26 protein-coding genes are annotated in these 26,269 nt (G+C 73.8%); 13 read left to right on the top strand and 13 right to left on the bottom strand.

Going from position 1 to position 26,269, the window contains the following annotated elements:
* The first annotated feature begins 56 nt into the window (after positions 1-56).
* Positions 57-1,979, top strand: a complete 1,923-nt coding sequence (locus HCC30_RS06265; RefSeq protein ID WP_169441188.1) for a GMC family oxidoreductase — start codon at positions 57-59, stop codon at positions 1,977-1,979.
* A gap of 780 nt (positions 1,980-2,759) precedes the next feature.
* Here HCC30_RS06265 and HCC30_RS06260 read toward each other — a convergent pair.
* A complete protein-coding gene (locus HCC30_RS06260; RefSeq protein WP_277347948.1) occupies positions 2,760-3,107 on the bottom strand; it encodes a chorismate mutase in 348 nt (115 codons plus the stop codon).
* Positions 3,108-3,350: 243 nt separating this feature from the next.
* Between HCC30_RS06260 and guaA the strand changes: the two genes are divergently transcribed.
* The 3 genes from guaA (at position 3,351) to HCC30_RS06245 (ending at position 5,880) form a co-directional block, all read left to right on the top strand.
* A complete protein-coding gene (gene guaA / locus HCC30_RS06255) occupies positions 3,351-4,946 on the top strand; it encodes a glutamine-hydrolyzing GMP synthase (RefSeq protein ID WP_169441184.1) in 1,596 nt (531 codons plus the stop codon).
* A 125-nt stretch (positions 4,947-5,071) separates the two neighbouring features.
* On the top strand, positions 5,072-5,335 hold the full coding sequence (locus tag HCC30_RS06250) for a helix-turn-helix transcriptional regulator (RefSeq protein WP_169441181.1): 264 nt from the start codon (positions 5,072-5,074) through the stop codon (positions 5,333-5,335).
* Positions 5,332-5,880 (top strand): hypothetical protein, encoded by a 549-nt coding sequence (locus HCC30_RS06245; protein WP_169441179.1) that lies wholly within the window; start codon positions 5,332-5,334, stop codon positions 5,878-5,880. Before HCC30_RS06250 ends, HCC30_RS06245 begins: the two co-directional genes overlap by 4 nt.
* A gap of 72 nt (positions 5,881-5,952) precedes the next feature.
* Here the strand turns inward: HCC30_RS06245 and HCC30_RS06240 are convergent, their stop codons facing one another.
* The gene (locus tag HCC30_RS06240; RefSeq protein WP_169441177.1) at positions 5,953-6,429 is read right to left on the bottom strand and encodes a MarR family transcriptional regulator; all 477 of its coding nucleotides are present in this window, start codon (positions 6,427-6,429) and stop codon (positions 5,953-5,955) included.
* A gap of 159 nt (positions 6,430-6,588) precedes the next feature.
* On the opposite strand from HCC30_RS06240, the gene HCC30_RS06235 reads away from it, so the two are divergent.
* The 4 genes from HCC30_RS06235 to HCC30_RS06220 all read left to right on the top strand — a co-directional run bounded on the left by HCC30_RS06235 (position 6,589) and on the right by HCC30_RS06220 (position 10,555).
* A complete protein-coding gene (locus tag HCC30_RS06235) occupies positions 6,589-7,818 on the top strand; it encodes an MFS transporter (RefSeq protein ID WP_169441174.1) in 1,230 nt (409 codons plus the stop codon).
* Between the two features lie 81 nt (positions 7,819-7,899).
* A complete protein-coding gene (locus tag HCC30_RS06230; RefSeq protein ID WP_169441172.1) occupies positions 7,900-8,730 on the top strand; it encodes an aldo/keto reductase in 831 nt (276 codons plus the stop codon).
* 206 nt (positions 8,731-8,936) lie between these two features.
* Positions 8,937-9,779 (top strand): GntR family transcriptional regulator, encoded by an 843-nt coding sequence (locus HCC30_RS06225; protein ID WP_169441170.1) that lies wholly within the window; start codon positions 8,937-8,939, stop codon positions 9,777-9,779.
* Complete coding sequence (locus HCC30_RS06220) at positions 9,779-10,555, top strand: sulfite exporter TauE/SafE family protein (protein ID WP_169441169.1); 777 nt, start codon at positions 9,779-9,781, stop codon at positions 10,553-10,555. The genes HCC30_RS06225 and HCC30_RS06220 overlap by 1 nt, the downstream gene beginning before the upstream one ends.
* A gap of 402 nt (positions 10,556-10,957) precedes the next feature.
* On the opposite strand, the gene ctaD is transcribed toward HCC30_RS06220, so the two are convergent.
* The 5 genes from ctaD to HCC30_RS06195 form a co-directional block, all read right to left on the bottom strand.
* A complete protein-coding gene (ctaD, locus tag HCC30_RS06215) occupies positions 10,958-12,673 on the bottom strand; it encodes a cytochrome c oxidase subunit I (RefSeq protein WP_169441166.1) in 1,716 nt (571 codons plus the stop codon).
* A 65-nt stretch (positions 12,674-12,738) separates the two neighbouring features.
* The gene (locus tag HCC30_RS06210) at positions 12,739-13,698 is read right to left on the bottom strand and encodes a lysophospholipid acyltransferase family protein (protein ID WP_346776511.1); all 960 of its coding nucleotides are present in this window, start codon (positions 13,696-13,698) and stop codon (positions 12,739-12,741) included.
* Entirely contained in the window at positions 13,695-14,522 is an 828-nt protein-coding gene (locus HCC30_RS06205) for a GNAT family N-acyltransferase (RefSeq protein ID WP_240979337.1), read from the bottom strand. Before HCC30_RS06205 ends, HCC30_RS06210 begins: the two co-directional genes overlap by 4 nt.
* A gap of 172 nt (positions 14,523-14,694) precedes the next feature.
* The gene (locus tag HCC30_RS06200; protein WP_169441164.1) at positions 14,695-15,420 is read right to left on the bottom strand and encodes a response regulator transcription factor; all 726 of its coding nucleotides are present in this window, start codon (positions 15,418-15,420) and stop codon (positions 14,695-14,697) included.
* On the bottom strand, positions 15,420-16,829 hold the full coding sequence (locus HCC30_RS06195) for an ATP-binding protein (RefSeq protein WP_169441162.1): 1,410 nt from the start codon (positions 16,827-16,829) through the stop codon (positions 15,420-15,422). The genes HCC30_RS06200 and HCC30_RS06195 overlap by 1 nt, the downstream gene beginning before the upstream one ends.
* A gap of 166 nt (positions 16,830-16,995) precedes the next feature.
* Between HCC30_RS06195 and HCC30_RS06190 the strand changes: the two genes are divergently transcribed.
* Entirely contained in the window at positions 16,996-18,633 is a 1,638-nt protein-coding gene (locus HCC30_RS06190; RefSeq protein WP_240979336.1) for a PspC domain-containing protein, read from the top strand.
* Positions 18,630-18,878 carry a hypothetical protein gene (locus tag HCC30_RS06185; protein ID WP_169441158.1) on the top strand — a complete coding sequence of 83 codons (249 nt, stop codon included), beginning with the start codon at positions 18,630-18,632 and terminating at the stop codon, positions 18,876-18,878. The genes HCC30_RS06190 and HCC30_RS06185 overlap by 4 nt, the downstream gene beginning before the upstream one ends.
* Here HCC30_RS06185 and HCC30_RS28215 read toward each other — a convergent pair.
* From HCC30_RS28215 to HCC30_RS06160, 5 genes are all read right to left on the bottom strand, one after another.
* Positions 18,872-19,057, bottom strand: coding sequence for a DUF6126 family protein (locus tag HCC30_RS28215; protein ID WP_206323385.1), 186 nt, complete (start codon positions 19,055-19,057; stop codon positions 18,872-18,874). The genes HCC30_RS06185 and HCC30_RS28215 overlap by 7 nt on opposite strands.
* A gap of 2 nt (positions 19,058-19,059) precedes the next feature.
* Complete coding sequence (locus HCC30_RS06175; RefSeq protein WP_169441156.1) at positions 19,060-19,683, bottom strand: XRE family transcriptional regulator; 624 nt, start codon at positions 19,681-19,683, stop codon at positions 19,060-19,062.
* Between the two features lie 61 nt (positions 19,684-19,744).
* Positions 19,745-20,308: a DoxX family membrane protein gene (locus HCC30_RS06170; RefSeq protein WP_169441154.1), complete on the bottom strand. Its 564-nt coding sequence runs from the start codon at positions 20,306-20,308 to the stop codon at positions 19,745-19,747.
* Positions 20,309-20,478: 170 nt separating this feature from the next.
* Positions 20,479-21,621 (bottom strand): hypothetical protein, encoded by a 1,143-nt coding sequence (locus HCC30_RS06165; RefSeq protein ID WP_206323470.1) that lies wholly within the window; start codon positions 21,619-21,621, stop codon positions 20,479-20,481.
* A 324-nt stretch (positions 21,622-21,945) separates the two neighbouring features.
* Entirely contained in the window at positions 21,946-22,743 is a 798-nt protein-coding gene (locus tag HCC30_RS06160) for a class II aldolase/adducin family protein (protein WP_169441152.1), read from the bottom strand.
* A gap of 181 nt (positions 22,744-22,924) precedes the next feature.
* Between HCC30_RS06160 and HCC30_RS06155 the strand changes: the two genes are divergently transcribed.
* The 3 genes from HCC30_RS06155 (at position 22,925) to HCC30_RS06145 (ending at position 25,014) form a co-directional block, all read left to right on the top strand.
* Positions 22,925-23,830, top strand: coding sequence for a hypothetical protein (locus tag HCC30_RS06155; RefSeq protein ID WP_169441150.1), 906 nt, complete (start codon positions 22,925-22,927; stop codon positions 23,828-23,830).
* A gap of 14 nt (positions 23,831-23,844) precedes the next feature.
* Positions 23,845-24,552, top strand: a complete 708-nt coding sequence (locus HCC30_RS06150) for a tyrosine-protein phosphatase (protein WP_169441148.1) — start codon at positions 23,845-23,847, stop codon at positions 24,550-24,552.
* Between the two features lie 108 nt (positions 24,553-24,660).
* Entirely contained in the window at positions 24,661-25,014 is a 354-nt protein-coding gene (locus HCC30_RS06145) for a hypothetical protein (protein ID WP_169441146.1), read from the top strand.
* Between the two features lie 88 nt (positions 25,015-25,102).
* Here HCC30_RS06145 and HCC30_RS06140 read toward each other — a convergent pair whose 3' ends face one another.
* Positions 25,103-26,263, bottom strand: coding sequence for a C40 family peptidase (locus tag HCC30_RS06140; RefSeq protein WP_169441144.1), 1,161 nt, complete (start codon positions 26,261-26,263; stop codon positions 25,103-25,105).
* Positions 26,264-26,269: the final 6 nt, after the last annotated feature.

Here is a 26,269-nt window from a genome sequence, read left to right as displayed (position 1 = left end):
GCACCCGTGGCGCCCCTGACCTGAGCCGCCCGTCACCCACCGAACCGGAGGTCCCCGTGCCGCAGGAGAAGACTGCCCGGAAGCAGGACACGTCGCAGCGCTCCCCGGACGCGCCCGAGCAGGACTACGACTACGACGTGATCGTGATCGGCTCCGGCTTCGGCGGCTCGGTGTCGGCGCTGCGCCTGACGGAGAAGGGGTACCGGGTCGCGGTGCTGGAGGCGGGGCGCCGCTTCACCCGCGAGACGCTGCCCAAGAACTCCTGGGACATCAAGAACTACCTGTGGGCCCCGGCGCTCGGCCTCTACGGCATCCAGCGCATCCACCTGCTCAGCAATGTCATGATCCTGGCAGGCGCCGGCGTCGGCGGCGGCTCCCTGAACTACGCCAACACCCTCTACGTCCCGCCGCCCGCGTTCTTCCAGGACCGCCAGTGGGGCCACATCACCGACTGGCAGCGCGAACTGGCCCCCTTCTACGACCAGGCACAGCGCATGCTCGGCTCCCGCCTCAACCCGACGATGACGCCCTCGGACGTCCATCTGAAGGCCACGGCCGAGGAGATGGGCGTCGGCGACACCTTCCACATGGCCCCCGTCGGCGTCTTCTTCGGCGACGGCCGCGACGCGGTGCCCGGCCAGAACGACGCCTCCGAGGGCGAGTCCGGCACGGCCGACGGCCCGCGCGCCGAGCCGGGCGGCGAGGTGCCCGACCCGTACTTCGGCGGCGCCGGCCCCTCGCGGCGGGCCTGCGTCGAGTGCGGCGAGTGCATGACGGGCTGCCGCAGGGGCGCCAAGAACACCCTGAACGAGAACTACCTCTACCTCGCCGAGAAGGCGGGCGCCGTCGTCCACCCCATGTCAACGGTCGTCTCCCTGGAGGAACTTGAGGGGGACACGGACGAGGGCGTCGCCGTCGGCGTCGTCCGCACCGACCGGCGCAAGGCCGCACCGCGCCTCCTCCGCGCCCGCCGCGTCATCCTCGCGGCCGGCACGTACGGGACGCAGACGCTGCTGCACCGGATGCGCGACGCGGGCCGCCTGCCGCGCCTCTCGCCCCGGCTCGGCGAGCTGACCCGCACCAACTCCGAGGCGCTGGTGGGCGCGCAGACCGTCGACCGCCGCTACCGGCACAAGCAGGGAGCCGACGCGAAGCTCGACTTCACCCGCGGCGTCGCCATCACCTCGTCCATCCACCCCAACGACCACACGCACATCGAGCCCGTGCGCTACGGCAAGGGCTCGAACGCGATGAGCGCCCTCACCACGCTCCAGGTCAACCACGCCACCAAGCTGCCCAAGGGCCTCGGACACGTGCTGACCTGCCTGCGCCAGCCGGTGCTGTTCGCCCGCTCGCTCTCCGCGCGCAAGTGGTCCGAGCGCATCATCATCGGCCTGGTCATGCAGACCTCGGACAACTCCCTCACGACCTTCCGCAAGGACAAGGGCCTCGGCAAGGGCCTGCTCACCGCCAAGCAGGGCCACGGCGCCCCCAACCCCGTGCACATCCCCGAGGGCGCGGAGGCGGCGCGGATCCTCGCGGACGACATCAACGGCTTCGCCGGCACCAACATCGGTGAACTGATGGGCACTCCGCTGACCGCGCACTTCCTCGGCGGCTGCCCGATCGGCTCGGACGCGGACACCGGCGTCATCGACCCGTACCACCGGCTGTACGGTCACCCGGCGATCTCGGTGGTCGACGGCGCCGCCGTCTCGGCCAACCTCGGCGTCAACCCCTCGCTCACGATCACGGCGCAGGCGGAGCGCGCGATCGCGCTGTGGCCCAACAAGGGCGAGGCGGACACGCGTCCGGCCCAGGGCGAGGAGTACGCGCTGCTCTCGCCGGTCGCCCCGCGTCAACCCGCCGTCCCCGAGGGCGCGTTCGGCGCCCTCCGCCTGCCGGTCCTCCCGGTGCCGTCCGTCCCGCGCCGGCGCGCGGGCGAGGGCGCCGAGGACACCGAGTCGGCCGGGCGCTGAGGTCCCACTGCGAAGGGCCCCGGGGTGCCTGCCGGTGAACCGGCGGCGCCCGCGGGGCCCTTGGCGTTCAGCACGGACGTCAGGGCAGCGCCCGTACTGAGAGGCGGCGCCGGGGGGTAGCGCCGCGCGCATTGGTTGAACCAATGGCAGCGGGCGGGGTCACGTCCGTCACGGGGGACGACGGACGGGGCCCGTCGCCCGCTTCCTGTGTGCATCGTGGTGGATGCGACTCGTGCCGCGCAAGCGTTTCGACGTACTTCGGTCCGACTCGGGCACGCCGTGGCCCGCAGCGCCCCGAACCGGGCCCCACCTCGGGCAAATGGTTTCTGCGGAAGACCAGTTGACGCCCCGGTCCACCACTGAGAGCAACAGTGCGAGTACGGTACGGGTACGCTGGCTCCTGCCGAAGTGCGCGGCACCCCAGGGAGCCGCGGAGCGGCCGGTCCGGGCGTCCCCGGAACCGACCGCTGTCCCCCCGCCGTGACGGGAGGGAATCGTGACCGGGCTGCTGTCCCCTGCTGTCCGGTCACTCGCACCGGAGCGAGGTCCCACGACGCTTCCGCCTCCGCCGCCTCATGGGGGAGGCGGGCGTCTCATCGCTCCGGTGTCGCTGCCCCCTGGCCGCCTGGCGCCGTGCGGCATCGGGAACACCGGGTCCAACGAAGCCCTCCCTGGGCGGTCACGGGCCGTACGGGTGACCAGCCCTCGCGCACCCCGCGGACCGCCCCCTTCCGCACGCCTGCCCGCACCCGGCACGCGCGTACGGGCGGACCGGACGCCTCACAGCGTCCCGCGGCACAGGCCGAGCAGGGTCATGCCGAGCTGGGTGCCGTGCCGGCCCAGCGCCTCGCGGTAGTGGTCCAGGATCTCCATCTCGCGGGTCAGGTGGACGCGGCGTCCGCCGGAGCCGATCCGGGCGCGCTGGATGCTCTCGGAGACGGCCATCCGCTCCTGGACGAGCGCGATGATCCGGGCGTCGAGCGCGTCGATCCGCTCGCGCGCACCGGTGATCATCTCGGCGGCCGGTGCCTCGTCGGTACCGGTCGTGGTGCTGCTCATGTGATCTCTCCGTCCGTTTCGGGGATCACCAGGCGCTCCGCCCCGCCCCGGCCCGGGCGGCGCCGACAACAGCAGACGCCCCGGGCCGACCGGGCCCGGGGCGTCTGGTGAGGTCTGAAGATGTGTGGTTCAGGAACCACCGACGGACCCACAGCAGCCGGCCGGGCCGGTGCCATAGGTAAACCAGAAGGTGGTGTGCTGGAACATGCGGGTCAGTATGCACCAGCCCCGGACGACGTCCAAGCCGGGCATCCCCCGGAGCCCGTTAGAATCGGAAAACACACCCCCGCTCCACCGCCGGAAGGCAGCTTCGTGGTTTCAGTGCCCCCCGCCGCGCCGGACAACGCCCCGGACACCGTCCTCGTTGTCGACTTCGGCGCGCAGTACGCCCAGCTCATCGCACGCCGCGTGCGCGAGGCCCGGGTCTACAGCGAGATCGTCCCGTCCACCATGCCGGTGTCGGAGATGCTCGCGAAGAACCCGAAGGCCGTGATCCTCTCCGGCGGTCCCTCCTCGGTGTACGCGGAGGAGGCGCCCTCCCTGGACCGCTCCCTGTTCGAGGCCGGGGTCCCGGTCTTCGGCATGTGCTACGGCTTCCAGCTCATGGCGCAGCTCCTCGGCGGCACCGTCGACAACACCGGCAGCCGTGAGTACGGCCGCACGGACCTGACGGTCGGCAAGACCGACTCGACGCTCTTCGAGGGCACCCCGGCACAGCAGCAGGTGTGGATGTCGCACGGCGACGCCTGCTCGGCCGCGCCCGAGGGCTTCACCGTCACCGCGTCGACGGAGCTCGTCCCCGTCGCCGCCTTCGAGAACGACGAGCTGAAGCTGTACGGCGTCCAGCACCACCCCGAGGTGATGCACTCCACGCACGGCCAGCAGGTCCTGGAGCACTTCCTCTACCGCGGCGCGGGTCTGACCCCGTCGTGGACGACGGAGAGCATCGTCGACGAGCAGGTCGCGGCGATCCGCGAGCAGGTCGGCGACAAGCGCGCCATCTGCGCCCTCTCCGGGGGCGTCGACTCCGCGGTGGCGGCTGCGCTGGTGCAGAAGGCCATCGGCTCGCAGCTCACCTGCGTGTACGTCGACCACGGTCTGATGCGCAAGGGCGAGACCGAGCAGGTCGAGAAGGACTTCGTCGCGGCCACGGGCGTCCAGCTCAAGGTCGTCGACGCCGCCGAGCAGTTCCTCGTCGCGCTGAACGGGGTCTCCGACCCCGAGGAGAAGCGGAAGATCATCGGCCGCGAGTTCATCCGCGTCTTCGAGCAGGCGCAGGCCGAGCTCGTCGCGGAGGGCAGCGAGGCCGGCGCCGAGGTGCAGTTCCTCGTGCAGGGCACCCTCTACCCGGACGTCGTCGAGTCCGGCGGCGGCACCGGCACGGCGAACATCAAGTCGCACCACAACGTCGGCGGGCTCCCCGAGGACCTCGAGTTCGAGCTCGTCGAGCCGCTGCGCAAGCTCTTCAAGGACGAGGTCCGCCTCGTCGGCCAGGAGCTGGGCCTGCCGGACGAGATCGTCCAGCGCCAGCCCTTCCCCGGCCCCGGGCTCGGCATCCGGATCGTCGGCGAGGTCACGCGCGAGCGGCTCGACCTGCTGCGCGAGGCCGACGCCATCGCCCGCGAGGAGCTGACCAACGCGGGCCTGGACCGCGAGATCTGGCAGTGCCCCGTCGTGCTCCTCGCCGACGTGCGCTCGGTCGGCGTCCAGGGCGACGGCCGGACGTACGGCCACCCGATCGTGCTGCGTCCGGTCTCCTCCGAGGACGCGATGACGGCCGACTGGTCCCGCCTGCCGTACGACGTGCTCGGCCGGATCTCGACGCGCATCACCAACGAGGTCTCCGAGGTCAACCGCGTCACGCTGGACATCACGAGCAAGCCTCCGGGCACCATCGAGTGGGAGTGACCGCCGGGTCCTCCTGAGGCGTACCGCGCCGCCGCTCCCTTCGGGGAGGGGCGGCGCGGTTTTTTGTTCCCTGGCCGCTGCCCCCTGCGTTGCCAACCTGCTCTCGAATGTAGTACTTCTTATACATGAGCGAGCAGGTGCACAACAGGTTGGCCGTGGTGCGGGCGGAGCGGAAGGTGAGCCGTCAGCGCCTGGCGGAGGCGGTGGGCGTGCATTACCAGACCATCGGCTACATCGAGCGCGGCCAGTACAACCCCAGCCTCGACCTGGCCCTGCGGATCGCGGCGCACTTCGCGCTGCCGGTGGAGGCGCTCTTCTCGCTGGAGCCCTTCCCCTCGCTCACCGACGAGGTCTACGGAACCAGGCCGTCCACGGGGAGGACACGATGAACTCGACCGCGCAGCCCACGCGTTACGACCGCTGGATGTTCGGCACCATGAACGATCCGCGCGTCACCAAGGTCCACGCCACCCGCGGCAGGCGCCGTGCCCTCGTCGTCGCGCACATCGCGCTGACGGCGGTGATGGTCACCGGGTTCGTCGCGCTGTTCGTCACCGAGGGGCGCTGGTGGCTCGCCGCGCTGCTGGCGCCGATGGTCGCCTGGATTCCCGTCACGGGCGTGCTCAACGCGAGCACCCGCGGCCTGCTGGAGCTGCGCTCCCGGATGCTCGACGAGCGCCAGCTCGCCGAGCGCGGCGAGGTCTACACCCGGGCCCACCGGCTGACGCTGCGGGGGATGCTCCTCGCCCTGGCCGGCCTCTGGGCCGCCGGCCTCGCGGGCCTCACGGCGGACGGGATGCTCGCGCCGCTGGGTGCGGCGGCCTTCGCGCTGCTGGTGCTGCACTGGCTGGCGCCGCTGTGGATCGCGGCCCTGCGCGCCGCGCCGGACGCAGAACTGCACGCCGGTGACGAGGAGTTCGACGACGCCGGATAGCGGACGCGGGACGACGGTACGACGAGGCGGGCGGGCCACGGCCCCGCCCGCCTTTCGTGTGTGCTGCCCGGGTCAGTCGGAGGTGGCTGCGGGGGACTCGGCCTGGAGCGTCTCGACGGTGCTGACCAGCGGGGCGAGCTCGGGGACCTCGGCGGCGTCGTCCAGCGCCCCGCGCAGCGCCTCGTTGTTCGTCGGCCTGGACTCCTCCAGCAGCCGCATCCCGGCCTCGCTGACGTTGGTGTAGATCCCGCGCCGGTCGGTGGGGCACAGATAGCGCACCAGCAGGCCGCGGTCCTCGAGCCGGGTGACGAGCCGGGTCGTGGCGGACTGGCTGAGCACGACGGCGTCGGCCACCTGCTTCATCTGCAGGTGTCCGCCCTCGCCGTCGTGCTGCCTGCTCAGCACGTCCAGCAGGGAGTACTCGCGGACGCTCAGGCCGTGGTGCTTCTGCAGCTCCCGCTCCAGGTGCTGCTCGATCCTGCTGTGCAGCAACGACAGGGCGCACCAGCTCTGCGCGAGGGCGGTCATGGCCGGGTCCGTGGCAGTCATTCAGGGCCTCCTTGGGTGCGCCGCGGCGTCGGCGCCGGGTCCGGGTCTCCATGGTACGACGCACACACGAAAATCCGGCGCTTGCCATTATCGCGCGTCTGCAATTATTGTGAACGCACGCTACGCGCCACTGCACCCGTCCGGGAAGGTCAACCCCTCATGCCTCTCGCGCTCCTGGCCCTCGCCATCGGGGCCTTCGGGATCGGCACCACCGAGTTCGTGATCATGGGCCTGCTGCCCGAGGTCGCCGCGAGCTTCGACGTGTCGGTGCCGACCGCCGGATTCCTCGTCACGGGGTACGCGCTCGGCGTCATGGCCGGTGCGCCGCTCATGACGGTCCTGGGCACCAAGATCTCCCGCAAGCGGATGCTGATGCTCCTGATGGGGCTGTTCATCGCGGGCAATCTGCTCTCCGCGCTCGCCCCCGCCTTCGGCGTCATGCTCGCCGGACGGGTCGTCGCCTCGCTGGCGCACGGCGCGTTCTTCGGCATCGGCTCGGTCGTCGCGGCCGAGCTGGTCGCGCCGCAGAAGAAGGCGGCCGCGATATCGATGATGTTCACCGGCCTGACGGTCGCCAACGTCGTCGGGGTCCCGCTGGGCACCTTCGTCGGCCAGGCGGCGGGCTGGCGGGCCACGTTCTTCATCGTCGCGGCGCTCGGTGTGGTCGGCCTGGCCGGCATCGCCCGGCTCGTGCCGGAGGTGCCGAAGCCGGAGGGCGTCCGGCTGCGCCACGAACTGGCGGCCCTCCGGAACGTCCAGGTCGTCCTGGCCATGGCGATGACGGTGCTCGGCTTCGGCGGCGTCTTCGCGGCGATCACCTACATCGCGCCGATGATGACGGACGTCGCCGGGTACGCGGGCTCCTCGGTCACCTGGCTGCTGGTCCTGTTCGGCCTCGGCATGGTCCTCGGCAACCTCACGGGCGGGCGCTTCGCCGACCGCAGGCTGATGCCGATGCTGTTCGTCGCGCTCGGCTCGCTGACGGTCGTGCTGGCCGCCTTCACCGTCACCGCACACGACAAGACCGCCGCCGCCGTCACCGTCTTCCTGATCGGAGCGCTCGGCTTCGCCACGGTGCCGCCGCTCCAGAAGCGGGTCCTCGACCAGGCCGCGGGTGCCCCGACGCTCGCCTCCGCCCTGAACATCGGCGCCTTCAACCTCGGCAACGCGCTGGCCGCCTGGCTCGGCGGTCTCGTCATCGCCGCCGACCTCGGCTACACCTCGCCCAACTGGATCGGGGCCGCGCTGGCGGCCTCCGCGCTCGTCCTCGCCCTGTTCTCCGCAGCGCTGGAGCGCGGCGCCTCCCGGGGGAGCCGTGTCGTCACGGGTTCCGGGGCCGCAGACCCGGACGCGGGCGGGGTCACGGCCGGCGTCACCTCCGGCAGCTGACCGTTCCGCCCCAGGCCGCCCAGGCATCCGCGTCCGGCCCTCCCGGCCGAGCGTGCACACGAGAGAAAGAGCACAGACAGCATGAGCACCACCCCCGTCCCGAACGTCACCCTCAACAACGGCGTCACCATTCCGCAGCTCGGTTTCGGGGTCTTCCAGGTCCCGGACGAGGAGACCACCGCCGCGGTCGGCACGGCCTTGGAGTCCGGGTACCGCAGCATCGATACCGCCGCCGTCTACGGCAACGAGGCGGGTGTCGGCCGCGCCCTGGCCTCCTCCGGCGTCCCCCGCGAGGAGCTCTTCGTCACCACGAAGCTGTGGAACGACGACCAGGGGTGCGACGCGACCCTCGCCGCCTTCGACGCCTCGCTGGAGAAGCTGGGCCTGGAGTACGTCGACCTGTACCTCATCCACTGGCCCACCCCGGCCCGTGACCGGTACCTCGACACCTACCGGGCCATGGAGAAGCTGCTGGCCGACGGCCGGACCAGGGCGATCGGCGTCTCCAACTTCCAGCCCGCGCACCTGCGCAGGCTCCTGGACCACACCGGAATCGTCCCGGTGCTCAACCAGGTGGAGCTCCACCCGGGGCTCCAGCAGCGGGAGTTGCGCGCCTTCCACGCGGAGCACGGCATCGCCACCGAGGCGTGGAGCCCGCTGGCGCAGGGCGCCCTGCTGAAGGACGAGGCGATTGCGGGCATCGCCGAGCGGCACGGCAAGACCCCGGCCCAGGTGGTGCTCCGATGGCACCTCCAGGAGGGCACGATCGTCATCCCCAAGTCCGTGACCCCGGAGCGCATCCGGCAGAACCTCGACGTCTTCGGCTTCGCCCTCACGCAGGCCGACATGGACGCCGTGGCCGCCCTCGACAGCGGCATGCGCACCGGCCCGGACCCGGACACCCTCAACTGACCCCGGGCGGTCACCGGGGGGGGCGGGGCCGCCGGGGCGGCGGAGCTCCAGCGTTGTGCCGCGGGGTGGGGGCATCCGGGCTGGTCAAGCGTTTGCGCAGGTCAGGAGGTGTGGCGTAACTCTGGCGTAATGCTGGGCCGCTACCGTTCCGGGGACGGGCCGGGCGGTCCAGCCGCCCGCCGGAACCGGCTGGGAGAGGCGGATCGATGGGCGAGCACGGTCACCACGGGAGCGATACGGGGGACGACTCCGCGGGGGAGCGGGGCCGCTGGGTCTCGTCCTGGCCGAGGGCCGAGCGGGCCCGGCAGGTCGCGGACGTACTGCGGCAGCAGGTCGTCTCCGGCGCCTTCCCGGAGGGCACCCTGCCCGACGAGCGCGAGCTCGGCCGACGCCTCGGCGCCTCGCGCAACGCGGTACGGGAGGCGCTCGGCCTGCTCCGCGACGAGGGGCTGGTCGCCCGCCGGCGCGGCATCGGCACCACCATCGTCACACCCAAGTACGGGCACGGGCTGGACCGTCTGACGGGGCTCGCCGAAACCCTCACCGGCTACGGCGCCGTCACCAACGAGGTGCGCGCGGCCCGGATCGTCGCCCGCCCGCCCGGCGTCATCGCCGAGCGGCTCGGTCTGGCCGAGGGCACGGAGGCCGTCTACCTGGAACGGCTCCGCCGGCTCGGCGGCGAACCGCTGTCCGTCGACACCACCTGGCTCGCACCGGACATCGGCCGCCCCCTCCTCGACGCCGACCTCGCCCACCGCGACGTCTTCGCGCTCATCGAGGAGACCACCGGAGGGCCGCTCGGCAGCGCCGAGGTCACCGTCCACGCCGTCAACGCCGACGCGGACACCGCCGCGCTGCTCGGCATCGCCGACGGCGCGGCCGTGTTCGCCATCGACCGGCTGACGCGGCTGCCCGACGGCCGCCCCGTCGACGCCGAGTCCCTGCGCGTACGGGCCGACCGGCTCGCCCTGCACGCCTTCCTGCCCCGCGGCTCCGCCACGGCCACCGCGGACAGGACGGGCCGGGCGGGCGCGGAAGAGGAGCGGTGATGGACAGCGAGCCGGTCGTGCTGGTGCTGCTGGCCCTGTTCGGGCTCGCCGGGGGCATCGGCATTACCGCCGTCGGCCCCGGCGGCGTCCTGCCGACGATGGGGATGTTCCTGCTCACGGGCCTCTCCCCGGCGGGCGTCGCGGGCACCGCGATCGTCACCCACGTCGCCACCGGCATCGCGGGCACGGGGGTCTACGTCCGCTCGGGCCAGCTGCGCGAGCCGGCCACGCGCCGCACCGCCCTCGTCCTCGCGGGCACGGCGCTGGTGGGTACGCCGCTGGGCGTGCAGTTCAACACCGCTGTCAGCGGCCGGGTGTTCGGGCTGCTGCTCGCCGCCGCGGTCGCCGTCACGGGCCTGCTGGTGCTGCTCCGCGAGCGGCGCATCGCCCGTCGGGACGCGGCGGCGGACGGGGGCCGGGAGCCCGGGCCGCTGACGGCGGGGGCGGTCGGCCTCACCGTCTCGGTCGCCGCGGGGCTGTTCGGGCTGGGCGGCCCGATGCTGAGCGTCCCGCTGCTGGTCCTCTGCGGGCTGCCGCTGCTGCCCGCGCTGGCCGCCGCGCAGGCGCAGTCCGTCGTGATCGCGAGCGTGGGCACGCTCGGGTACGCGTGGCACGGCTCCGTCGACTGGATGCTCGCGCTGATCGTCGGCGTACCGGAGCTGGCGGGCGTGTTCATCGGCTGGCGCATCGCCCACGCCGTCCCCGTCCGCCACCTCAAGTACGCCCTGGCCGCCACCCTTCTCGCCCTCGCCCCGTACCTGGCCTTCCACAGCTGAGCGCCGCCGGGCGGCCCGGCCACCATCCCGGCGCAACCGGCTGTCGACGGACGCCTTCCGGGCCGTCGGCCGCAGCCGCGGGACGGCCGAACGGGCGGCCGCCGCGTCGCTCAACTTCGGGGTCTACGACGCGGCGGCCGCCCAGGTGGGATACGCCCGGGTGGTCACCGGCCACGCGACCTTCGCCTGGCTCTGCGACGTCAGCATCGCCCGCGGGCACCGCGGCGCGGGCCTCGGGTCGTGGGTGGCGCAGGTCGTGCGGGACACGCGCGCGCCGTACCGGCTCAAGCGGGTGCCGCTGTCGACGCTGGACGCGCACGGGGTACGAGAAGGCGGGCTTCGCCCCGTTCCCGGACCCGGGGAAGCTGATGACGCCGGCCTCCCCGCAGGGCTGAGCCCGGGTCAGGGGGCGACGGGGGCGTTCCGGGCGCGGTCGAGTTCCGCGATGCCGGGGTGCCGGTGGTCGAAGGCCGGCGACTCGGAGCGGATGCGGGGGAGGGCCGTGAAGTTGTGGCGCGGGGGCGGGCAGGAGGTGGCCCACTCCAGCGAACGCCCGTACCCCCAGGGGTCGTCCTCGTGCACGCGCGTGCCGTACTTCGCCGTCGTCCACACGTTGTAGAGGAACGGCAGCATCGAGGCGCCGAGCAGGAACGAGCCGAAGGTGGAGACGGTGTTGAGCGCGGTGAAGCCGTCGGCGGCGAGGTAGTCGGCGTACCGGCGGGGCATGCCCTCGGCGCCCAGCCAGTGCTGGACGAGGAAGGTGAGGTGGAATCCGGTGAAGAGCGTCCAGAAGTGCGTCTTGCCGAGCCGTTCGTCGAGCATTTTCCCGGTGAATTTCGGCCACCAGAAGTAGAACCCGGCGAACATCGCGAACACCACGGTTCCGAAGACCGTGTAGTGGAAGTGCGCGACGATGAAGTACGTGTCGGACACGTGGAAATCGAGCGGCGGGGACGCGATGAGGACGCCCGTCAGGCCGCCGAAGAGGAAGGTGACGAGAAAGCCGATCGACCACAGCATCGGCGTCTCGAAGGAGAGCGAACCGGTCCACATGGTGCCGATCCAGTTGAAGAACTTGACGCCCGTCGGAACGGCGATCAGGAACGACATCAGGGAGAAGAACGGGAGCAGGACCCCGCCCGTCACGAACATGTGGTGCGCCCAGACGACGACGGAAAGTCCGGCGATGGTGATGGTCGCGCCGACGAGTCCGATGTAGCCGAAGATGGGCTTTCTGGCGAAGACGGGGATGACTTCGGAGATGATGCCGAAGAAGGGCAGCGCGATGATGTAGACCTCGGGGTGCCCGAAGAACCAGAACAGGTGCTGCCAGAGCAGACCACCGCCGTTGGCCGCGTTGTAGACCTGGGAGCCGAATTTCCGGTCGGCCTCCAGCGCGAACAGCGCGGCGGCCAGGACGGGGAAGGCCAGCAGCACGAGCACGCCGGTGAGCAGCACGTTCCAGGTGAAGATCGGCATCCGGAACATCGTCATGCCGGGGGCGCGGAGGCAGATGATCGTCGTCAGGAAGTTGACCGACGAGAGAATCGTGCCGAATCCGGAGAGCGCAAGTCCCATGATCCACAGGTCTGTTCCCACGCCGGGGGAACGGACGGCGCTGTTGAGCGGGGAGTACGCCGTCCATCCGAAATCGGGGCCGCCCTGCGGGGTCAGCAGGGAGCCGACGACCATGAGGGAGCCGAAAAGGTAGAGCCAGTAGCCCAGCATGTTCAGCCGGGGGAACGCCACATCGGGGGAGCCGATCTGCAGCGGCATGATCCAGTTGGCGAATCCGTTGAAGAGCGGCGTCGCGAACACCAGCAGCATGATGGTGCCGTGCATGGTGAACGCCTGGTTGAACTGCTCGTTGGAGATCAGCTGCATTCCGGGGCGGGCGAGTTCCGCGCGGATCAGCAGGGCCATCACGCCGCCGATGAGGAAGAACGCGAACGACGTGATGATGTACATCGAGCCGATCGTCTTGTGATCGGTGGACGTCACCCAGCTGATGACCAGCCGGCCGCCGCGGTGGGGCCGCGGCCGCCGCGCCCATTCCGCGTCGGCGGCCGCTGTGCCGGATTCGGATGCGACGGTCTGCTCGTTACTGGCATCCCTCATGCCGACGCACCATTCCACGGGCCGCAGCGCCGACGCGGGGTGCCACGCCGACGGCCTGGGTGAACTCAGACCCCGCGCACACCCCGCTCCGGCCCGCCCGCGCGCGCCGCCCGAACCAGCCCCGGCGCGGTCCCCGGAACCGGACGCCGGACCGGAACCACCGCCGCGGCAGGCCCCGTTGGGACGGCAGCACCCGCCGCGCCGGAACGTACGGGTACCCGGCCCGCGGCCTCCGCGACCGCCTGCCGGGCCGCCGCGGCCAGGGCGCGGCGCCGCTGCGGCGCGGGGCCCGGCGGCGGGGCCGCCAGGAGCGGGCCCGTACGGACGTGCACCGTGAGCCCCTCCGTCCGGGCCACCCGGTGCAGGGACGGCAGGAAGGCGTCGTCGCCGACGAAGGCGGGCGCCGTGGTCGGCCGCCCGTCGCGGGTGTAGACGAGGGCGACGGGGCGGACGGGGGCGCCCGCGCGCAGCGCCGCCTCGAACGTGGCCCTCCGGAAGGCGCCGCCGGGCGCCGAGCACCACGTCGTGCCCTGCGGGAAGACCACCAGCGGGGCGCCGGTGCGCAGATGGTCCGTCACATCGGCGACGGTGCGGGGCAGCCGGCGCAGCCCGTCCCGGTCGATGAACCGGGTGCCCGCGCGCCGGGCCAGCGGGCCGACCACCGGCCAGTCGCCGACCTCGCGCTTGGCCAGCAGCGGCGCCGGGGCGACGGCGAGCAGTGCGACGACGTCCAGCCACGAGACGTGGTTCGCCACGATCAGCGTGCCGGGCGCGTCCGCGGCCCGGGGTTCCGGAAGCGGCTCGGGGGCGTCGAGGGTGACGGCGAGGGCTGCGAGGACGGCGCGGGCCGCCGCGCTCAGGCGTACGGGGTCGGTGTCCAGGCGCCCCGGGCGGGCCAGTACGCCGGCGACGGTGGCGGCGAACGCCGCGTACCGGCGCAGCACTTCGCGCGGGGACGCGCCGCCGGCGTCGGGGCCCAGGCAGCGGGTGGTGGTGCAGGGGGACGCCGGGGACCAGGCGTTCACCGGTCCTCGCCGAGGAAGTAGCGGCGGTAGCGGTCGTTCATGCGTTCCATGTCGAGCAGGACGAAGAAGTCGGCGTCGCCGAAGTCCCGTTCGTAGGCGGGCGGTCCGCAGAGCCAGGCGCCGACGCGCAGGTAGCCGCGCAGCAGCGGGGGCAGGTCGGCGTACCGGGGCGTGCCCTCCAGCGGGCCGGCGGGCAGCCACGGGTCGTGCGGGAGGACGCGGACGCCGGGCGGGGAGGCGTGCTTGCCCCGCGCCAGCAGCCAGGCGCTGACCGCGGCCCGCTCGTCGGCCCCGCCGTGCGCCGCGGCGAGCGGTACGGAGGCGCAGCCCGCCAGGTAGCGGTGGCCGGAGAGCAGGACGTAGCGGGCGAGGCCCGCCCACATCGCGTTGATCACCGCGCCCGAGCGGTGGTCCGGGTGGACGCAGGCGCGTCCGGCCTCGACCATCGACGCGCGGATGTCCGCCGGGAGGCCGCCGAGGTCGAACTCGCCGTCGGAGAAGAGGCGTTCGGTGCGTCCGGGCGGGGTGAGCCGGTAGGTGCCGACGACGGTGCCGTCCGTCCGGTCGGTGACGACGAGGTGGTCGGCGGTCTCGTCGAAGGCATCGACGTCGTGGCCCGCGACCGGGGTGTGCAGCCGGGCGCCGCGCTCCTCGGCGAAGACCCGGTGGCGCAGCCGCTGCGCGGCCCGGACGAGCTCCGGCGTGCTCGCGATCGAGGTGACGTACGCGCTGCCGGAAGCGGAAGCGGCTGGGGCGGCGGAACCGGAATCGGGGGCGGCGCGTGGGACGTCGGTGGTGCCGGGCATGCTGGGAACCGCGGACATGAGGGGTCTCCCTTCACGGTGCACAGGGCGTCGCCCGCGTGCGCCCGTGGTCGGCCGGGCTCCACGCGGGGCCGTGCAGCCATTGACGCGCCCCCTCATGTGCGGTGCGGAGCCGCCGAGTTACCGCTCGGCGGCCCTTGCGCGTCGGGACGGTGCCGCCCCGCGGCGGGCGTCAGACCAGGCGGCGGGCCGTCGCCCAGCGGGTGAGCTCGTGCCGGTTGGAGAGCTGGAGCTTGCGCAGCACGGCCGAGACGTGCGACTCGACGGTCTTGACCGAGATGAACAGCTGCTTGGCGACCTCCTTGTACGCGTAGCCGCGCGCGATGAGCCGCAGCACCTCGCGTTCGCGCTGCGTCAGGCGGTCGAGGTCCTCGTCGACGGGCGGCGCGTCGGTCGAGGCGAAGGCGTCCAGCACGAAGCCGGCGAGGCGGGGCGAGAAGACGGCGTCCCCGTCGCCGACCCGGAAGACCGCGCTGACCAGGTCGGGCCCCGTGATGCTCTTCGTGACGTAGCCGCGCGCGCCGCCCCGGATGACGCCGATGACGTCCTCCGCCGCGTCCGAGACCGACAGGGCCAGGAACCGCACCGGACGCTCCGGGTCGGCCGTCAACGCCGCGCTCCGGCGCAGCACTTCGACCCCGCCGCCGCCCGGGAGGTGGACGTCGAGGAGGACGACGTCCGGGCGGGTGGCGGTGATGACCTCGACCGCCTCGTCGACGTCACCGGCCTCCCCGACGACGTCGACGCCGGTCGTCTCCGTGCCGCCGATCTCGGCGCGCACGCCCGCGCGGAACATCCGGTGGTCGTCGACCAGGACGACCCGCGCCACCCGGCCGGTGCCCTCCGGGCTCTTGGGTGCCGCGCCCTCGTGCTCGTTCTCGTGTCCGTGCTGCGTCATCAGTCCGTCGTCCTCTTGTCGGCCCTGCCGGCTTCCCGCTCCATCTCCAGCTCCACCTCGGTCCCCTCGCCCGGTGCCGAACGCAGCCGCGCCGTCCCGCCGTTGCGGCGCATGCGGCCGATGATGGACTCGCGTACGCCCATCCGGTCCTCGGGCACGGTGTCCGGGTCGAAGCCGGGGCCGCGGTCCCGTACGGAGATGAAGACGCTCTCGCCCTCCACCTCGGCGTACACCTGTACGGTCCCGCCCTCGCCACCGTACTTGGCGGCGTTCACCATCGCCTCGCGTGCGGCCTGGACCTGGGCGCCGAGCTTCTCGTCGAGCGGGCAGTCGCCGACGGAGACCACCTCGACCGGCACCCCGTGGTAGTCCTCCACCTCGGCCGCCGTGCGGCGCACCGACTCGGCGAGCGTGGCCGGTTCCGCCTCGGCGTCCTCCGGGCCCGCGGCGGTGCCCGGCTTGTACAGCCAGGTGCGCAGCTCCCGCTCCTGCGCGCGGGCGAGCCGGGCGACCTCGCGGGGCGACTCGGCGTTCCGCTGGATCAGGGTGAGGGTGTGCAGCACCGAGTCGTGGACGTGCGCGGCCAGTTCGGCCCGCTCCTGCGCGCGGATGCGCATCAGCCGCTCCTCCGACAGGTCCTGCATCATCCGCACCAGGTACGGGCCGGAGAGCAGCGCGATGCCGACGACGATCGCCAGCGCGGCCTGGAGCGCGGGCCCCAGATGCCCCGCCGAGCCCTGGACCACGACGATCCCGGACACGCCCACGGCCACCAGCAGCACACCGACGGCGCTGCGCGCCAGCGGCAGCAGCCGGCTGCGGCGGGTGACCTCGGCCCAGTGGGCGCGGCGCGCGTCGTCCGCCTGGCGCCAGACGAGCGCCGCGCCGAGGCCGATGAGGAGCGCGGGCACGAGGTAGGTGTTGGCGCGCCCGAACTGGAAGTTGTCGGCGAAGACGAACATCGCCAGCAGCAGCGTCAGGAACGCGAAGACCTGGCCCTTGTCCGGCCGCCGCAGGCGTCCGCGCCGCCGCGCCCCGTCCGTGCCCTGGTCACCGCCGGTGTGCGGATGCGGGCGCAGGTGCGGCGCGGGGGCGGACGGCGGGGCGCCGACGCCGCCCGTACCGAGCGGCACGGTGATCCAGAACGCCGCGTAGAGCAGCACCCCGAGGCCGTTGGCCAGGGCCAGCGCGACGAAGACGGTGCGGACCCAGAAGACCGGCAGCCCCAGGTGTCCGGCGAGCCCGCGCGAGACGCCGCCGAGCAGCCGCCCCTCCGAGCTGCGGTAGAGCTTCCGCAGCGGCGGCTCCTCCCCGGGGTGCGGGGGCGCGGCGCCGGGGCCCGGGCCGGACGCTCCCGGGGAGCCGCCGCCCGCCGTCCGTGCGCTGTTCTCGGTGGGGGAGGCGGTCATGCTCCGATCGTCACACGGGTCCGGGGCGTCGGGCATCAGGGTCGGCCCCTGATGCTTCCCCCACCCGGGACGGGGCCGCGGGGGCCGGGGCGGGGCCGGATCTCAGGGTCGCTTCCGGGGCGGGCCCCGATGCCGGAGCGGGGTGCGGGAGGCGACGATGGAGCCCATGAGCGAGGAGAACCAGCCGCAGGGCACGTCCGGCCCGGGGGACGCGCGGCACCCCACCGGCGCGGACGACGGGCCCGCTCCTGCGGCGGGGCACGGAACCGGCACCGACGCGGACTCCGCCCGCTGGCCCCTGTGGGGACCCGACGAGGGTGCCGCCGAGCGGGGCGACGGCACCGAGCCGCGGCGGGTGCTGCGGAGCAGGCAGCACAAGGTGGTCGGCGGGGTGTGCGGCGGGCTCGGCCGGTACTTCGACCTGGACCCGGTGCTGTTCCGCGTCCCGCTGGGTGTGCTGTCCGTGGTGAGCGGCATCGGGCTGATCTTCTACGGGCTGGCCTGGCTGCTCATCCCCGCCGAGGGCGACCGGGAGAACGAGCTGCGGCGGCTGCTCTCCGGCCGGGTCGAGGGGGCTTCGCTCGCGGCCGTGCTGGTCGCGCTGGTCGGCTGCGGGCTGTTCCTGGCGTCGATGGGGACCCGGAGCACCTCCGTCTCGCTGGTCCTCGCGGGCGTGGTGACCGGCGCGGCGTACTGGTCGCAGCACCGGCGCAGGTCGGAGGCGGGCGAGGCGGCGGGGGTGCCGGCGGACCCGGCGACGGCGCACGCGGTCGCCGAAGCGCCCCCGGAGGCGCAGGCTCCGCCCGTGCCCTCGGGACCGTCCTGGTGGCGCGCCCCGCTCACGAAGGGTGAGCCCGGCCAACCGGCCGCCGGGGAGCCGTACTTGTGGGGACCCGACGACGCGGTCCTCACCGACGCCGAACGCGCGGCCAGGTACGCCTGGCCCGGACGTCCCCTCGGCGACCCGGGCGACGGCACGACGCCCCCGTCCGGAACCGGAACCGCGCCCGGCAGCGGGCGCCCGCGGAAGCGGCGGCCGGCGGCCGGGCCCGCGCTCGGCGGGCTGGTCTTCCTGTGCGCCCTCCTCGCGGGCGCGGCCGGGATCGCGCTCACCTGGGGCGACCAGCCGTTGCGGACGAGCCTGCTCACCGGCTTCGCCTGCGCCCTCGCCGTGTTCGGGACCGGGCTGCTGGTCAGCGCCTTCGTGGGACGTCTCGGGGTCGGCACGGTGCTGGCCGTGGTGCTGACGGCGCTGCTGCTCGCCGGGTCCTCGCTGGTACCGGCCGGGATCGGCACCGAGTGGAAGACCCGGACGTGGACGCCGTCCTCGGTCGCCGACACCAGACCGGCCTACCGGCTCGACAGCGGCGAGGCCGAACTGGACCTGCGCCGGCTCCGGTTGAAGGAGGGCCAGACCGTGCGGACCGGCGCCGAGCTGGGCGCGGGACGGCTCAAGGTCGTCGTCCCCCGCAACGCCACCGTCGAGCTGGAAGCGCGCTCCGACGTGGGCGACGTCCGCGTCCCCGTACGCACCGACGAGGACGGCCTCGTCGTCTTCTCCTCGTCCGGCGGCCTGGACCGGCGGATGCGGACGACGCTGGAGCCGTTCGGCGGCGCCGACGCGAAGGGCACCGTCCGGCTGGAGCTGGGGGTGGACGTCGGGCAGGTCGAGGTCGTCCGCCAGCTCCCGTCCGGCGAGCGCTCCGACGGGACCGGGCAGCGTGCCCCCGGCGGCTCGGGACCCCCTGGTCCTGAAGAGCACGCCCCCGACCGGCCCGCGTCCCACGAGGAGCCCGCACGATGAACGACGTCACCGACAACCCCGGTCCGGCCGGGCGGAAGCGGGGCTTCGCGCCCGCGCGGTTCGTGCTCGGGGCGGCGCTGCTGGTCGCGGCGCTGACGTACCTGATGGACGCGTACGGCGGGTGGCGGGTGCCGGTGTGGCTGCTGCTGGTGCTCGTGCCCCTCGCGCTGCTGCTGGGCGGGCTCACCTCGCTGACGGCGTCCTGCGTCCGCCGCCTCGGCCGGGCTCGCCCCGGGCCTCACTGACTCTCGGCGCCGAGCGCGAACAGCAGCCAGAGGAAGCCGGCGAAGACGTGTCCGACGACGAGGTAGACCACGAGGCGGATGACGAGCCCGCGCGGAATCCGCTCGGTCACGGAGGCGAGGGAGCGCCCAGTGCGCCCGCCGTCCTGCCGGGCGTGGTCGCTGGTCCGGTGGTCCGGCATGGTCAGGGCCGCCTTTCGTCGGGCACCGGGCGGGCGTCGCCCAGGCACATCTCGGACGCGGGGCTGCGCAGCAGCGTGTGGACGAACAGGAGCTCGGCCGGGGCGCTGCCGACGGCGGAGATGCGGTGCGCCGTCATGGAGTCGAAGTGCGCCGAGTCGCCGGGCTCCAGGACGTAGGAGCTCTCGCCGAGGTCGAGCGCGAGCCGTCCGGTCAGGACGTGCAGCCACTCCTCGCCCGGGTGCACCCGCACCAGGTTGTTCTGGGTGTCGCTCGGCACCCGCACGCGCAGCGCCTGCATGGCACGGCCGGGGTTCCCCGCGGGCCGGTACGTCCAGCCGCCGGCCCGCGCGGTCTCGCCCGCGCCGGCCCGTACGACGGGGGAGGCGGCGGGCGGGGTCTCGCCCAGCAGGTCGGAGACCGTCGTACCGTAGGAACGCGAGAGCGTGAGCAGCACCGGCAGGGACGGCTGCCGCTGTCCGGTCTCCAGCCGCGACAGGTGCGCGGGGGAGAGGCCGGTGCGGGCGGCCGCCGCCTCCAGGGTGAGGCCCACGGCGCGGCGCCGCTCACGGAGTTGAGGGGCGACGGAAGGGACGGCTTCCGCACCCTCGGGGGACGAGTTGGCCATGGGGCCATTAACGCCGGTCCTTGCCTCCCGGGCAACAAATTTGCCCCAGAGGCAAACCGGCTCAGCCGAAGATCTGCCGCCCCCGGCGCCGCCGCCGGAGCGCGAAGGCCGCGTCGAGGGAGTGGCTCGGCGTCCCCGCGAGCAGCAGCGGCACCCAGGCCATCAGGTACGGCAGATCGTTGCCGTAGTAGTACGGCGAGCTCGACCAGCTCACCGTCAGCCACAGGCACAGCGAGATCAGCAGCCCGCCCAGCGCCGCCAGCCGCCCGAGCAGACCCGCCAGCGTGCCGAGCCCGACGGCGATCTCCCCGGCGGCGAGGGCGATCCCGAAGCCCGTCGGTCCGGTCTGCGCCAGCTCGACCAGGGCCGGCAGGGCGGCGGACTGCCCTGCCCCGTCCAGGACTTGGGCCAGCGACCCCGGACCGTCCCCGGAGAGGAACGCGGGGTCGGTGAGCTTGTGGATGCCGGCGTACAGGAAGGTGCCGCCGAGGAAGAGCCGCAGCGGCAGCAGTGCGTGACGTGCGGCGGAGGCGCGCAGGCCGCCGCCCGCGCCCACCGGTCCCTCGAATCCGCCGACGGCGTGCGCTCCGCCGCCGACGCTGCCCGTGCGATCGCCGAGTGCCATGCGTGTCCCGCCTTCCGACCCGCCGTGAGCCGCCCGGGGGCGTCGTGGGTGCCCACGGCCGGGTCCGTGGGTGTGCGTGGGTGTCCGTGCCCGGGATTCTTCCCATCCGGGCGCGGTACCGGGCAAGTGCGGTGCCGCGATCGGGAGTTGCGCCGTCCTCCGCGGGCGGGTCAGTCGACGATGTCGACGGTGCAGCGGTTGGTCTCCACGCCCGCCGCCGTGACCACCTGGACGTCCACCCGCCCCGGTTCGACCTCCACCGGGACCGGGACCGTCAGCGTGTGGTCCGTCGGGCTGGCGAAGCCGCCGGGCCTCGGGACCAGCGGGACGTGCACGTACACCGTGCCGATCCGGACCACCATCCGGGCCAGCCGGTCCGGGGTGCCCGCGCCGGGCGGGACGAAGCCGGTGCCGCGGATCTCCAGGTCGTCGCCGGTGCGGACGGGCGCGTGCAGGTCGCCGATCTCGCGGGCCCGGACGACGGAGAGGATCACGGCCGGCCCGCCCTCGGCGAACTTGCCCGCGAGGTACGTCCCCGCCGAGACGGCCGCCAGCAGCGCCAGGCCCCAGGGCAGATCGGGCAGTTGCTCCGGCTGCCCGGCGAGCCGGACGGCGGCGAAGACCACGGCCACCGCGTGCACGACGACGTACTGCACATCCGTGAAGCTGCCGCGCCCCGCGTCGTCCGTGAGGAGATCGCGGGCCCGGGGACGGTCGGCCGGCACCTTCTGCAACCGCTGCGCCCGCACCCGCCGCGCCACGGTACGGCTCACCAGCGCCGCCACCGCACACGCCAGCGCGACCACCGTCACCAGCCCCGCGCCGCGCTGCAACTCCAGCCCCGCGAGCAGGACCCGGCGTTCCCCGGCGCCGCCCGCGCCCGCGAGCCGCAGCGCGAGGAGGAGCACGGCGTACGCGGCCAGGAGGACCCAGGCGGCGGCGACCGTGCGGGAGGTGGAGAGCCGGTTGTCCTCGCCGATGAACGGGGCCAGCGCGCCGCCGCGCCGCCGGTGCGCGTACGCCGCGGCCGAGACCGCCGCCGCGGTCACGACGGCCGCGAGCAGGCCCGCCGTACGCGCCGCGGTCCACCCCGCGCCGAGCGCGGTGACCAGCTGGAGCAGCAGCAGGACGCCGGCCGCCGACCAGGCGGCGGTCACGGTGTGCCGCCACAGGCCCGCGAGCCGGGCGGCGCCCTCCTCGCGGGCGCGGTCGGCCACCGTACGGGCGCAGAGGGCGAGTTCGTCGGAGATCCACTGGCGGGAGGCGCCGGCGGAGTGCGCCAGCGCGGCCGGGATCTCGTCGCCGGAGATCAGCGCCTCGCGGCGTTCGCGGAAGGCGGCGAGCGCCTGCCGGTGGCGTTCCCTGGCCGCCTGCGTCCGGCCGTCGTCGTGGGCTGCCGCCCCGGTGCCGGGTTTCGTCGCCGTCGCCGTTCCCGTCCGGGTTCCGCTTCCGGTCAGCGGCCTGCTGCCGCCGTCGTCTGTGCCGCCCACGCCGCGCTCCCCGGGGCGCGCCTCGCGCCGCCGTCCCCGAGCGGCTGCCGCGTGCGACCCCTCTCTTGCCGGCGTCCCGCCCGTTCCTCGTGCGGGACGCTCAACTGACTATCAGTGGAAGGGAATTGTGCCTCATCGGGGGCGGTCTCAGCGCATCAGGTCCGGTTCCTCCCGGACCACGGCGGAGTGCAGCGGCTGGTAGCTGATCCACGCGGCGAGATCGCCGCCGATCTGCTCGCGGATCGCGAGCGCCTCCTTGCGCCCGATCGGCACCGGCTTCCCCGCCGCCCGCGCCGCGAGCTGGATGCCGCAGGCGCGCTCCATCTGGTGGAACCACCAGGCGGCCGCGTCCACCGTCGTGCCGACCGTGAGCAGCCCGTGATTGCGCAGGACGAGACCCTTGTGCGGGCCCAAGGCCTCGGCGACGCGCCGCCCTTCGGCCGGGTCGACGGCCACGCCGGTGGCGGCGTCGAGCAGCGCGTGGTCCTCGTAGAAGGCGCAGGCCTCCTGGGTGATCGGTTCGAGCAGCTCGCCGAGCGCGGCGAGCGCGCGCCCGTGCGGGGTGTGCGCGTGCGCCACGGCCACGACGCCGGGGCGGGCCCGGTGCACAGCTGAGTGAACGGTGAACGCGGCCTGGTTGACGTGCCGCCGCCCCTCGACGACCCGGCCCTCGCCGTCGACGAGGATCAGGTCCCCGACGGTGACGTGCCGGAAGGGCACGCCGAAGGGGTTGGCCCAGTAGCAGTCGGTGAACTCCGGGTCCCGCGCCGTCAGATGGCCCTCCACCCCCTCGTCGTAGCCGAGGCGGCCGAACACGCGCAGCGCGGCGGCGAGCCGCTCCAGCCGGTGCCGGCGTTCCTCCTCGGGCGAGGTGTGCTCGGGCGGCAGGGGGAAGCGGAGCCGGTCTGCGGGGACCGGCGCGGGCGGCTGGGCGGGGTACGGCATCGGCTGCTCCTCGCGTCCGGGCCGACGGGTGGCGGGAGGCGGAAGCTACCTCCGCGTCCCGCAAGTGGCCAGGGTCATGAACAGCACGGGCCGTTGTCGGCGGGCCTCGTTATGCTTCCCGTCGATTCCCCCGGACCGAGCGCACCCGAAGCCGTACAGGCAGCAGAAGGAAGGCTGGATTGTGAGCAGCCGCCAGGTCAGCCAGATGCTCCAGGCCATGGCCACCCACCACGAGGTCACCGTCTCCGCGGTGTGGGCCCCGGTCACGAAGCTCGCCAAACTCACGCTCGTCGCCGAGCAGTTCGGCTTCATGTACGGCGACGCGAGGAGCGGCGGCCGCGACAACCGCTCGGTCGCCCTGCTCCAGCGCGACCCGTCCCCCGAGGCGCAGCAGCGCGCCGCCGCCACCTGGGCCCGGTACCCGCAGGCCGGCCAGGGCGGCGACCTGCCCGGGATGCGGCCCGGCGGCGGGCTCGAACCGCTGCCCGAGGCCGCCGCGCACCTCGAACTCCTCAAGGCCCGCATCAACTTCGACGTCACGGGCCCGCAGGCACAGAAGCGGATGGGCGTCGTCGCCGCCGGCCTCACCCTGCTGCTGATCTTCCAGCTGCTGGTCCGGGCGGACTCGCCCGCCGAGTACTACGGGTACGGCTCGTTCTACGCCCTGCTGATGCTGATCCTGGCGGGCGGCTTCCTCTGGACGCGCAACCGGAACGCGAAGGCCGCCGCCCTGCTGGAGAAGTCCGGCCTGGTCAGGTTCACCGACGACACCGGCCGCACCCGCTACCTCCCCCCGAACCACCCCGCCCTCACAGCCCCGCAGCAGCCGCACGCCCCCGGCCGGCCGGGCCCGTACGCTCAGCCCGGTCCGTACGCCCAGGCCGGTCCGTATGCTCAGCCCGGTCCGCAGGCCCAGCCCCAACAGCCCCCGCAGCCGGCCCCGTACGGCGCCCCGCAGCCGGGCCCCGGCGCCCCGGGCCCGTACCAGCCGCAGCCCCAGCCGTACGGGCAGCAGATGCCCCCGCAGCCGCACGCCTACGGCCAACACCCGCCGCAGCAGGGCGGTTTCGGTCCGGCCGGGCAGTGACGGGAGGGGCCGGGATGCGGCGCACGCTGGCCTGGGACGGCTGCTTCAACGTCCGTGACCTCGGCGGCATACCGACCCGGGACGGCGGCGCGCTGCGCACCGGCGCCCTCGTCAGGTCCGACGCCGTCGACCGGCTCACCCGGCGGGGCTGGGAGGCGCTGTGGGCCCACGGCGTCCGCACCGTCATCGACCTGCGCAACGACGACGAACTCCGGCCCGACGCGGCTCCCCGCCCGAGCGCCCTGACCACCCTCCACCTCCCGCTCGACGGCGTGGAGGACCGCGAGTTCTGGGACCACTGGGGCGACGGCAGGCACGGAACCCCGCTCTACTACCGCCCCTTCCTCGACCGCTTCCCCGAGCGCACGGCCCGGGTCGCCGAGGCCGTCGCGCACGCGGAGCCCGGCGGCGTCCTCTTCCACTGCCGCATCGGACGCGACCGCACGGGCCTGATCGCGCTGCTCCTGCTGCTGCTCGCCGGCGCCGGACCGGAGGCCGTGGCCGAGGACTTCGAGCGGAGCACCGGCCGCCTCGCCGCCTACTTCGCCGCGCAGGGCGTGCCCGACCAGGCCCCGGACGTGGCGGCCGCGCTGCGCAGGGCGGGCACCACGGCCAGGGAACAGATCCTCGCCCTGGCCACGGACTTCGACGCGGCGGCCCACCTGCGGCAGGGCGGCCTCGACGAGCACACCCTCCGGGCCCTGCGCGCCCGCCTGCGCTGACGCCTCCCCGCCCGGCCCGGCGAATCCGGGATTCTCTCACCCGCCGTGCACGGAACCGGGGCACCCTGGTGCACAGCGGGTGCGGGAGCCCCGGCTACGCTCCGGGCCATGCAGCTCCTCATCCACATCTTCGTCGCCCTGCACATCATCGGTATCGCGTCCCTGCTGGGCGGTTTCCTCGTCCAGGTGAAGTCGATGCGCACCGGCGAGGCCCGGATGGTGCCCGCGATGCTGCACGGCGCGCTGACCATGCTGGTGACGGGCGTGGCCCTGGTCGGCCTGAACCAGGCGGCCGGCAGCTCGGTCGACAACATCAAGATCGGTGTGAAGCTCGCGCTGCTGGTGGTGATCCTCGGCCTCGTCTACGTGAAGCGGGACGAGGAGAAGGTGGCCCCCGCCGTCTTCGGCACCGTCGGCCTGCTCACCACCGCCAACATCTTCATCGCCCTGCTCTGGACCTGAGCCGCGGCGGCACGAGACGCACGAGAGGGGCCCGGACGGGGGTGGTGTCCGGGCCCCTCCCGCATGCGCGGGGCGGCGGGGCCGCCCGTCAGGCGGGACGTACCGCCGAGTGGAACGGCATGTAGTCCACCGACTCGTACTTCACGTCGTCGCCCGGCTTCGAGGCGTGGATCATCTGCCCGTCGCCGACGTAGATGCCGACATGGCTGATGTCGTCGTAGAAGAAGACGAGATCGCCGGGGCGCATCGCCGACTTCTCGACCTTCGTACCGACCTTCACCTGGTCGTACGTCGTACGCGGCAGCGAGATCCCGGCCGCCTTCCAGGCGTCCTGGGTGAAGCCCGAGCAGTCGTAGGAGCTGGGCCCGGTGGCGCCCCAGACGTACGGCTTGCCCAACTGCTGCTCGGCGAAGGCGAGGACCTTCTCCACCTGGCCGCTGGGCGCGCCGCCCGAACCGGAACCCTGCCCGGCGCCCTGGTCCGCGTCCTCGCGCTGCCGGCGCTCCTGCTCGGCCTGCCGCCGCTCGGCCTCGGCCCGCTCCGCGCGCTCGGCCGCGACGCGGCGCGCCTCTGCCTCCTTCTGCCGCTCGATCGCGGCCAGCCGCGCCTTCTCCTCGGCCGTCAGCTGCGACAGCAGCTGCCGCGCCTCGGCCAGCTTGGCCTGCACGTCCCGCTTGTCGGCGCGCAGCGAGGACTGCGCCTCGGACAGCGCGGCGAGCTCCTTCGTGGCCTCGCGCCGCTGCCCGGCGGCGGCCCGCTGCTCCTCCTCGTACGCGGTGAGGGCGCGCTCCTGCCGTCCGGTCATCCGCTCCAGCAGGTGCGTCTGCCGGAAGAAGCCCTGCGGGTCCTGGGTGAGCAGCAGCGTCGCCGTCTGGGACATGCCGCCGGTGCGGTACTGGGCGGTGGCGTAGCTGCCGAGGACGCGGCGCGCGTCGTTGAGCTTCTCGGTACGCGCGGCGACCCGGCCGAGGATCTTCTCGACCTTGTCCCGCTGCGCTTCCGTCTTCTCCTTGGCCGCGTTGTACTGCTGGGTCGAACTGCCCGCCTCCCGGTAGAGCTTGTCGACCTGCGCCCTGACGTCCTCGACGGACGGTCTCCCGGCGCCGCCGGGGCCGTCCGCCGGCGCGGCGTTCGCGTTCTGGGAGAGCAGGGTGACCGAGGCGAGTGCCGCGGTGGTGACGGAGGCGGCACCGCGCCGGGTCGCGGCGGACCGGGACAGCGGGGTGCGCGGCTTGCGATGCGACGCCAAGACCGG

The sequence above is a fragment of the Streptomyces sp. HNM0574 genome (genome assembly GCF_012726235.1).
In the GTDB taxonomy this organism is placed as follows: Bacteria; Actinomycetota; Actinomycetes; order Streptomycetales; family Streptomycetaceae; genus Streptomyces.
The sequence above is the reverse complement of the archived record's forward strand: the minus strand, read 5'-3'. Positions and strand labels throughout refer to the sequence as shown.

What these genes read in the sequence shown, in the direction of transcription:
- HCC30_RS06250 (WP_169441181.1), top strand. Translation starts at nt 5,072, where the DNA reads ATGAGCGAGCAGGTGCACAACAGGTTGGCCGTGGTGCGGGCGGAGCGG.
- HCC30_RS06245 (WP_169441179.1), top strand. Translation starts at nt 5,332, where the DNA reads ATGAACTCGACCGCGCAGCCCACGCGTTACGACCGCTGGATGTTCGGC.
- HCC30_RS06240 (WP_169441177.1), bottom strand. Translation starts at nt 6,429, where the DNA reads ATGACTGCCACGGACCCGGCCATGACCGCCCTCGCGCAGAGCTGGTGC.
- HCC30_RS06235 (WP_169441174.1), top strand. Translation starts at nt 6,589, where the DNA reads ATGCCTCTCGCGCTCCTGGCCCTCGCCATCGGGGCCTTCGGGATCGGC.
- HCC30_RS06230 (WP_169441172.1), top strand. Translation starts at nt 7,900, where the DNA reads ATGAGCACCACCCCCGTCCCGAACGTCACCCTCAACAACGGCGTCACC.
- HCC30_RS06225 (WP_169441170.1), top strand. Translation starts at nt 8,937, where the DNA reads ATGGGCGAGCACGGTCACCACGGGAGCGATACGGGGGACGACTCCGCG.
- HCC30_RS06220 (WP_169441169.1), top strand. Translation starts at nt 9,779, where the DNA reads ATGGACAGCGAGCCGGTCGTGCTGGTGCTGCTGGCCCTGTTCGGGCTC.
- ctaD (WP_169441166.1), bottom strand. Translation starts at nt 12,673, where the DNA reads ATGAGGGATGCCAGTAACGAGCAGACCGTCGCATCCGAATCCGGCACA.
- HCC30_RS06205 (WP_240979337.1), bottom strand. Translation starts at nt 14,522, where the DNA reads ATGTCCGCGGTTCCCAGCATGCCCGGCACCACCGACGTCCCACGCGCC.
- HCC30_RS06200 (WP_169441164.1), bottom strand. Translation starts at nt 15,420, where the DNA reads ATGACGCAGCACGGACACGAGAACGAGCACGAGGGCGCGGCACCCAAG.
- HCC30_RS06195 (WP_169441162.1), bottom strand. Translation starts at nt 16,829, where the DNA reads ATGACCGCCTCCCCCACCGAGAACAGCGCACGGACGGCGGGCGGCGGC.
- HCC30_RS06190 (WP_240979336.1), top strand. Translation starts at nt 16,996, where the DNA reads ATGAGCGAGGAGAACCAGCCGCAGGGCACGTCCGGCCCGGGGGACGCG.
- HCC30_RS06185 (WP_169441158.1), top strand. Translation starts at nt 18,630, where the DNA reads ATGAACGACGTCACCGACAACCCCGGTCCGGCCGGGCGGAAGCGGGGC.
- HCC30_RS28215 (WP_206323385.1), bottom strand. Translation starts at nt 19,057, where the DNA reads ATGCCGGACCACCGGACCAGCGACCACGCCCGGCAGGACGGCGGGCGC.
- HCC30_RS06175 (WP_169441156.1), bottom strand. Translation starts at nt 19,683, where the DNA reads ATGGCCAACTCGTCCCCCGAGGGTGCGGAAGCCGTCCCTTCCGTCGCC.
- HCC30_RS06170 (WP_169441154.1), bottom strand. Translation starts at nt 20,308, where the DNA reads ATGGCACTCGGCGATCGCACGGGCAGCGTCGGCGGCGGAGCGCACGCC.
- HCC30_RS06160 (WP_169441152.1), bottom strand. Translation starts at nt 22,743, where the DNA reads ATGCCGTACCCCGCCCAGCCGCCCGCGCCGGTCCCCGCAGACCGGCTC.
- HCC30_RS06150 (WP_169441148.1), top strand. Translation starts at nt 23,845, where the DNA reads ATGCGGCGCACGCTGGCCTGGGACGGCTGCTTCAACGTCCGTGACCTC.
- HCC30_RS06145 (WP_169441146.1), top strand. Translation starts at nt 24,661, where the DNA reads ATGCAGCTCCTCATCCACATCTTCGTCGCCCTGCACATCATCGGTATC.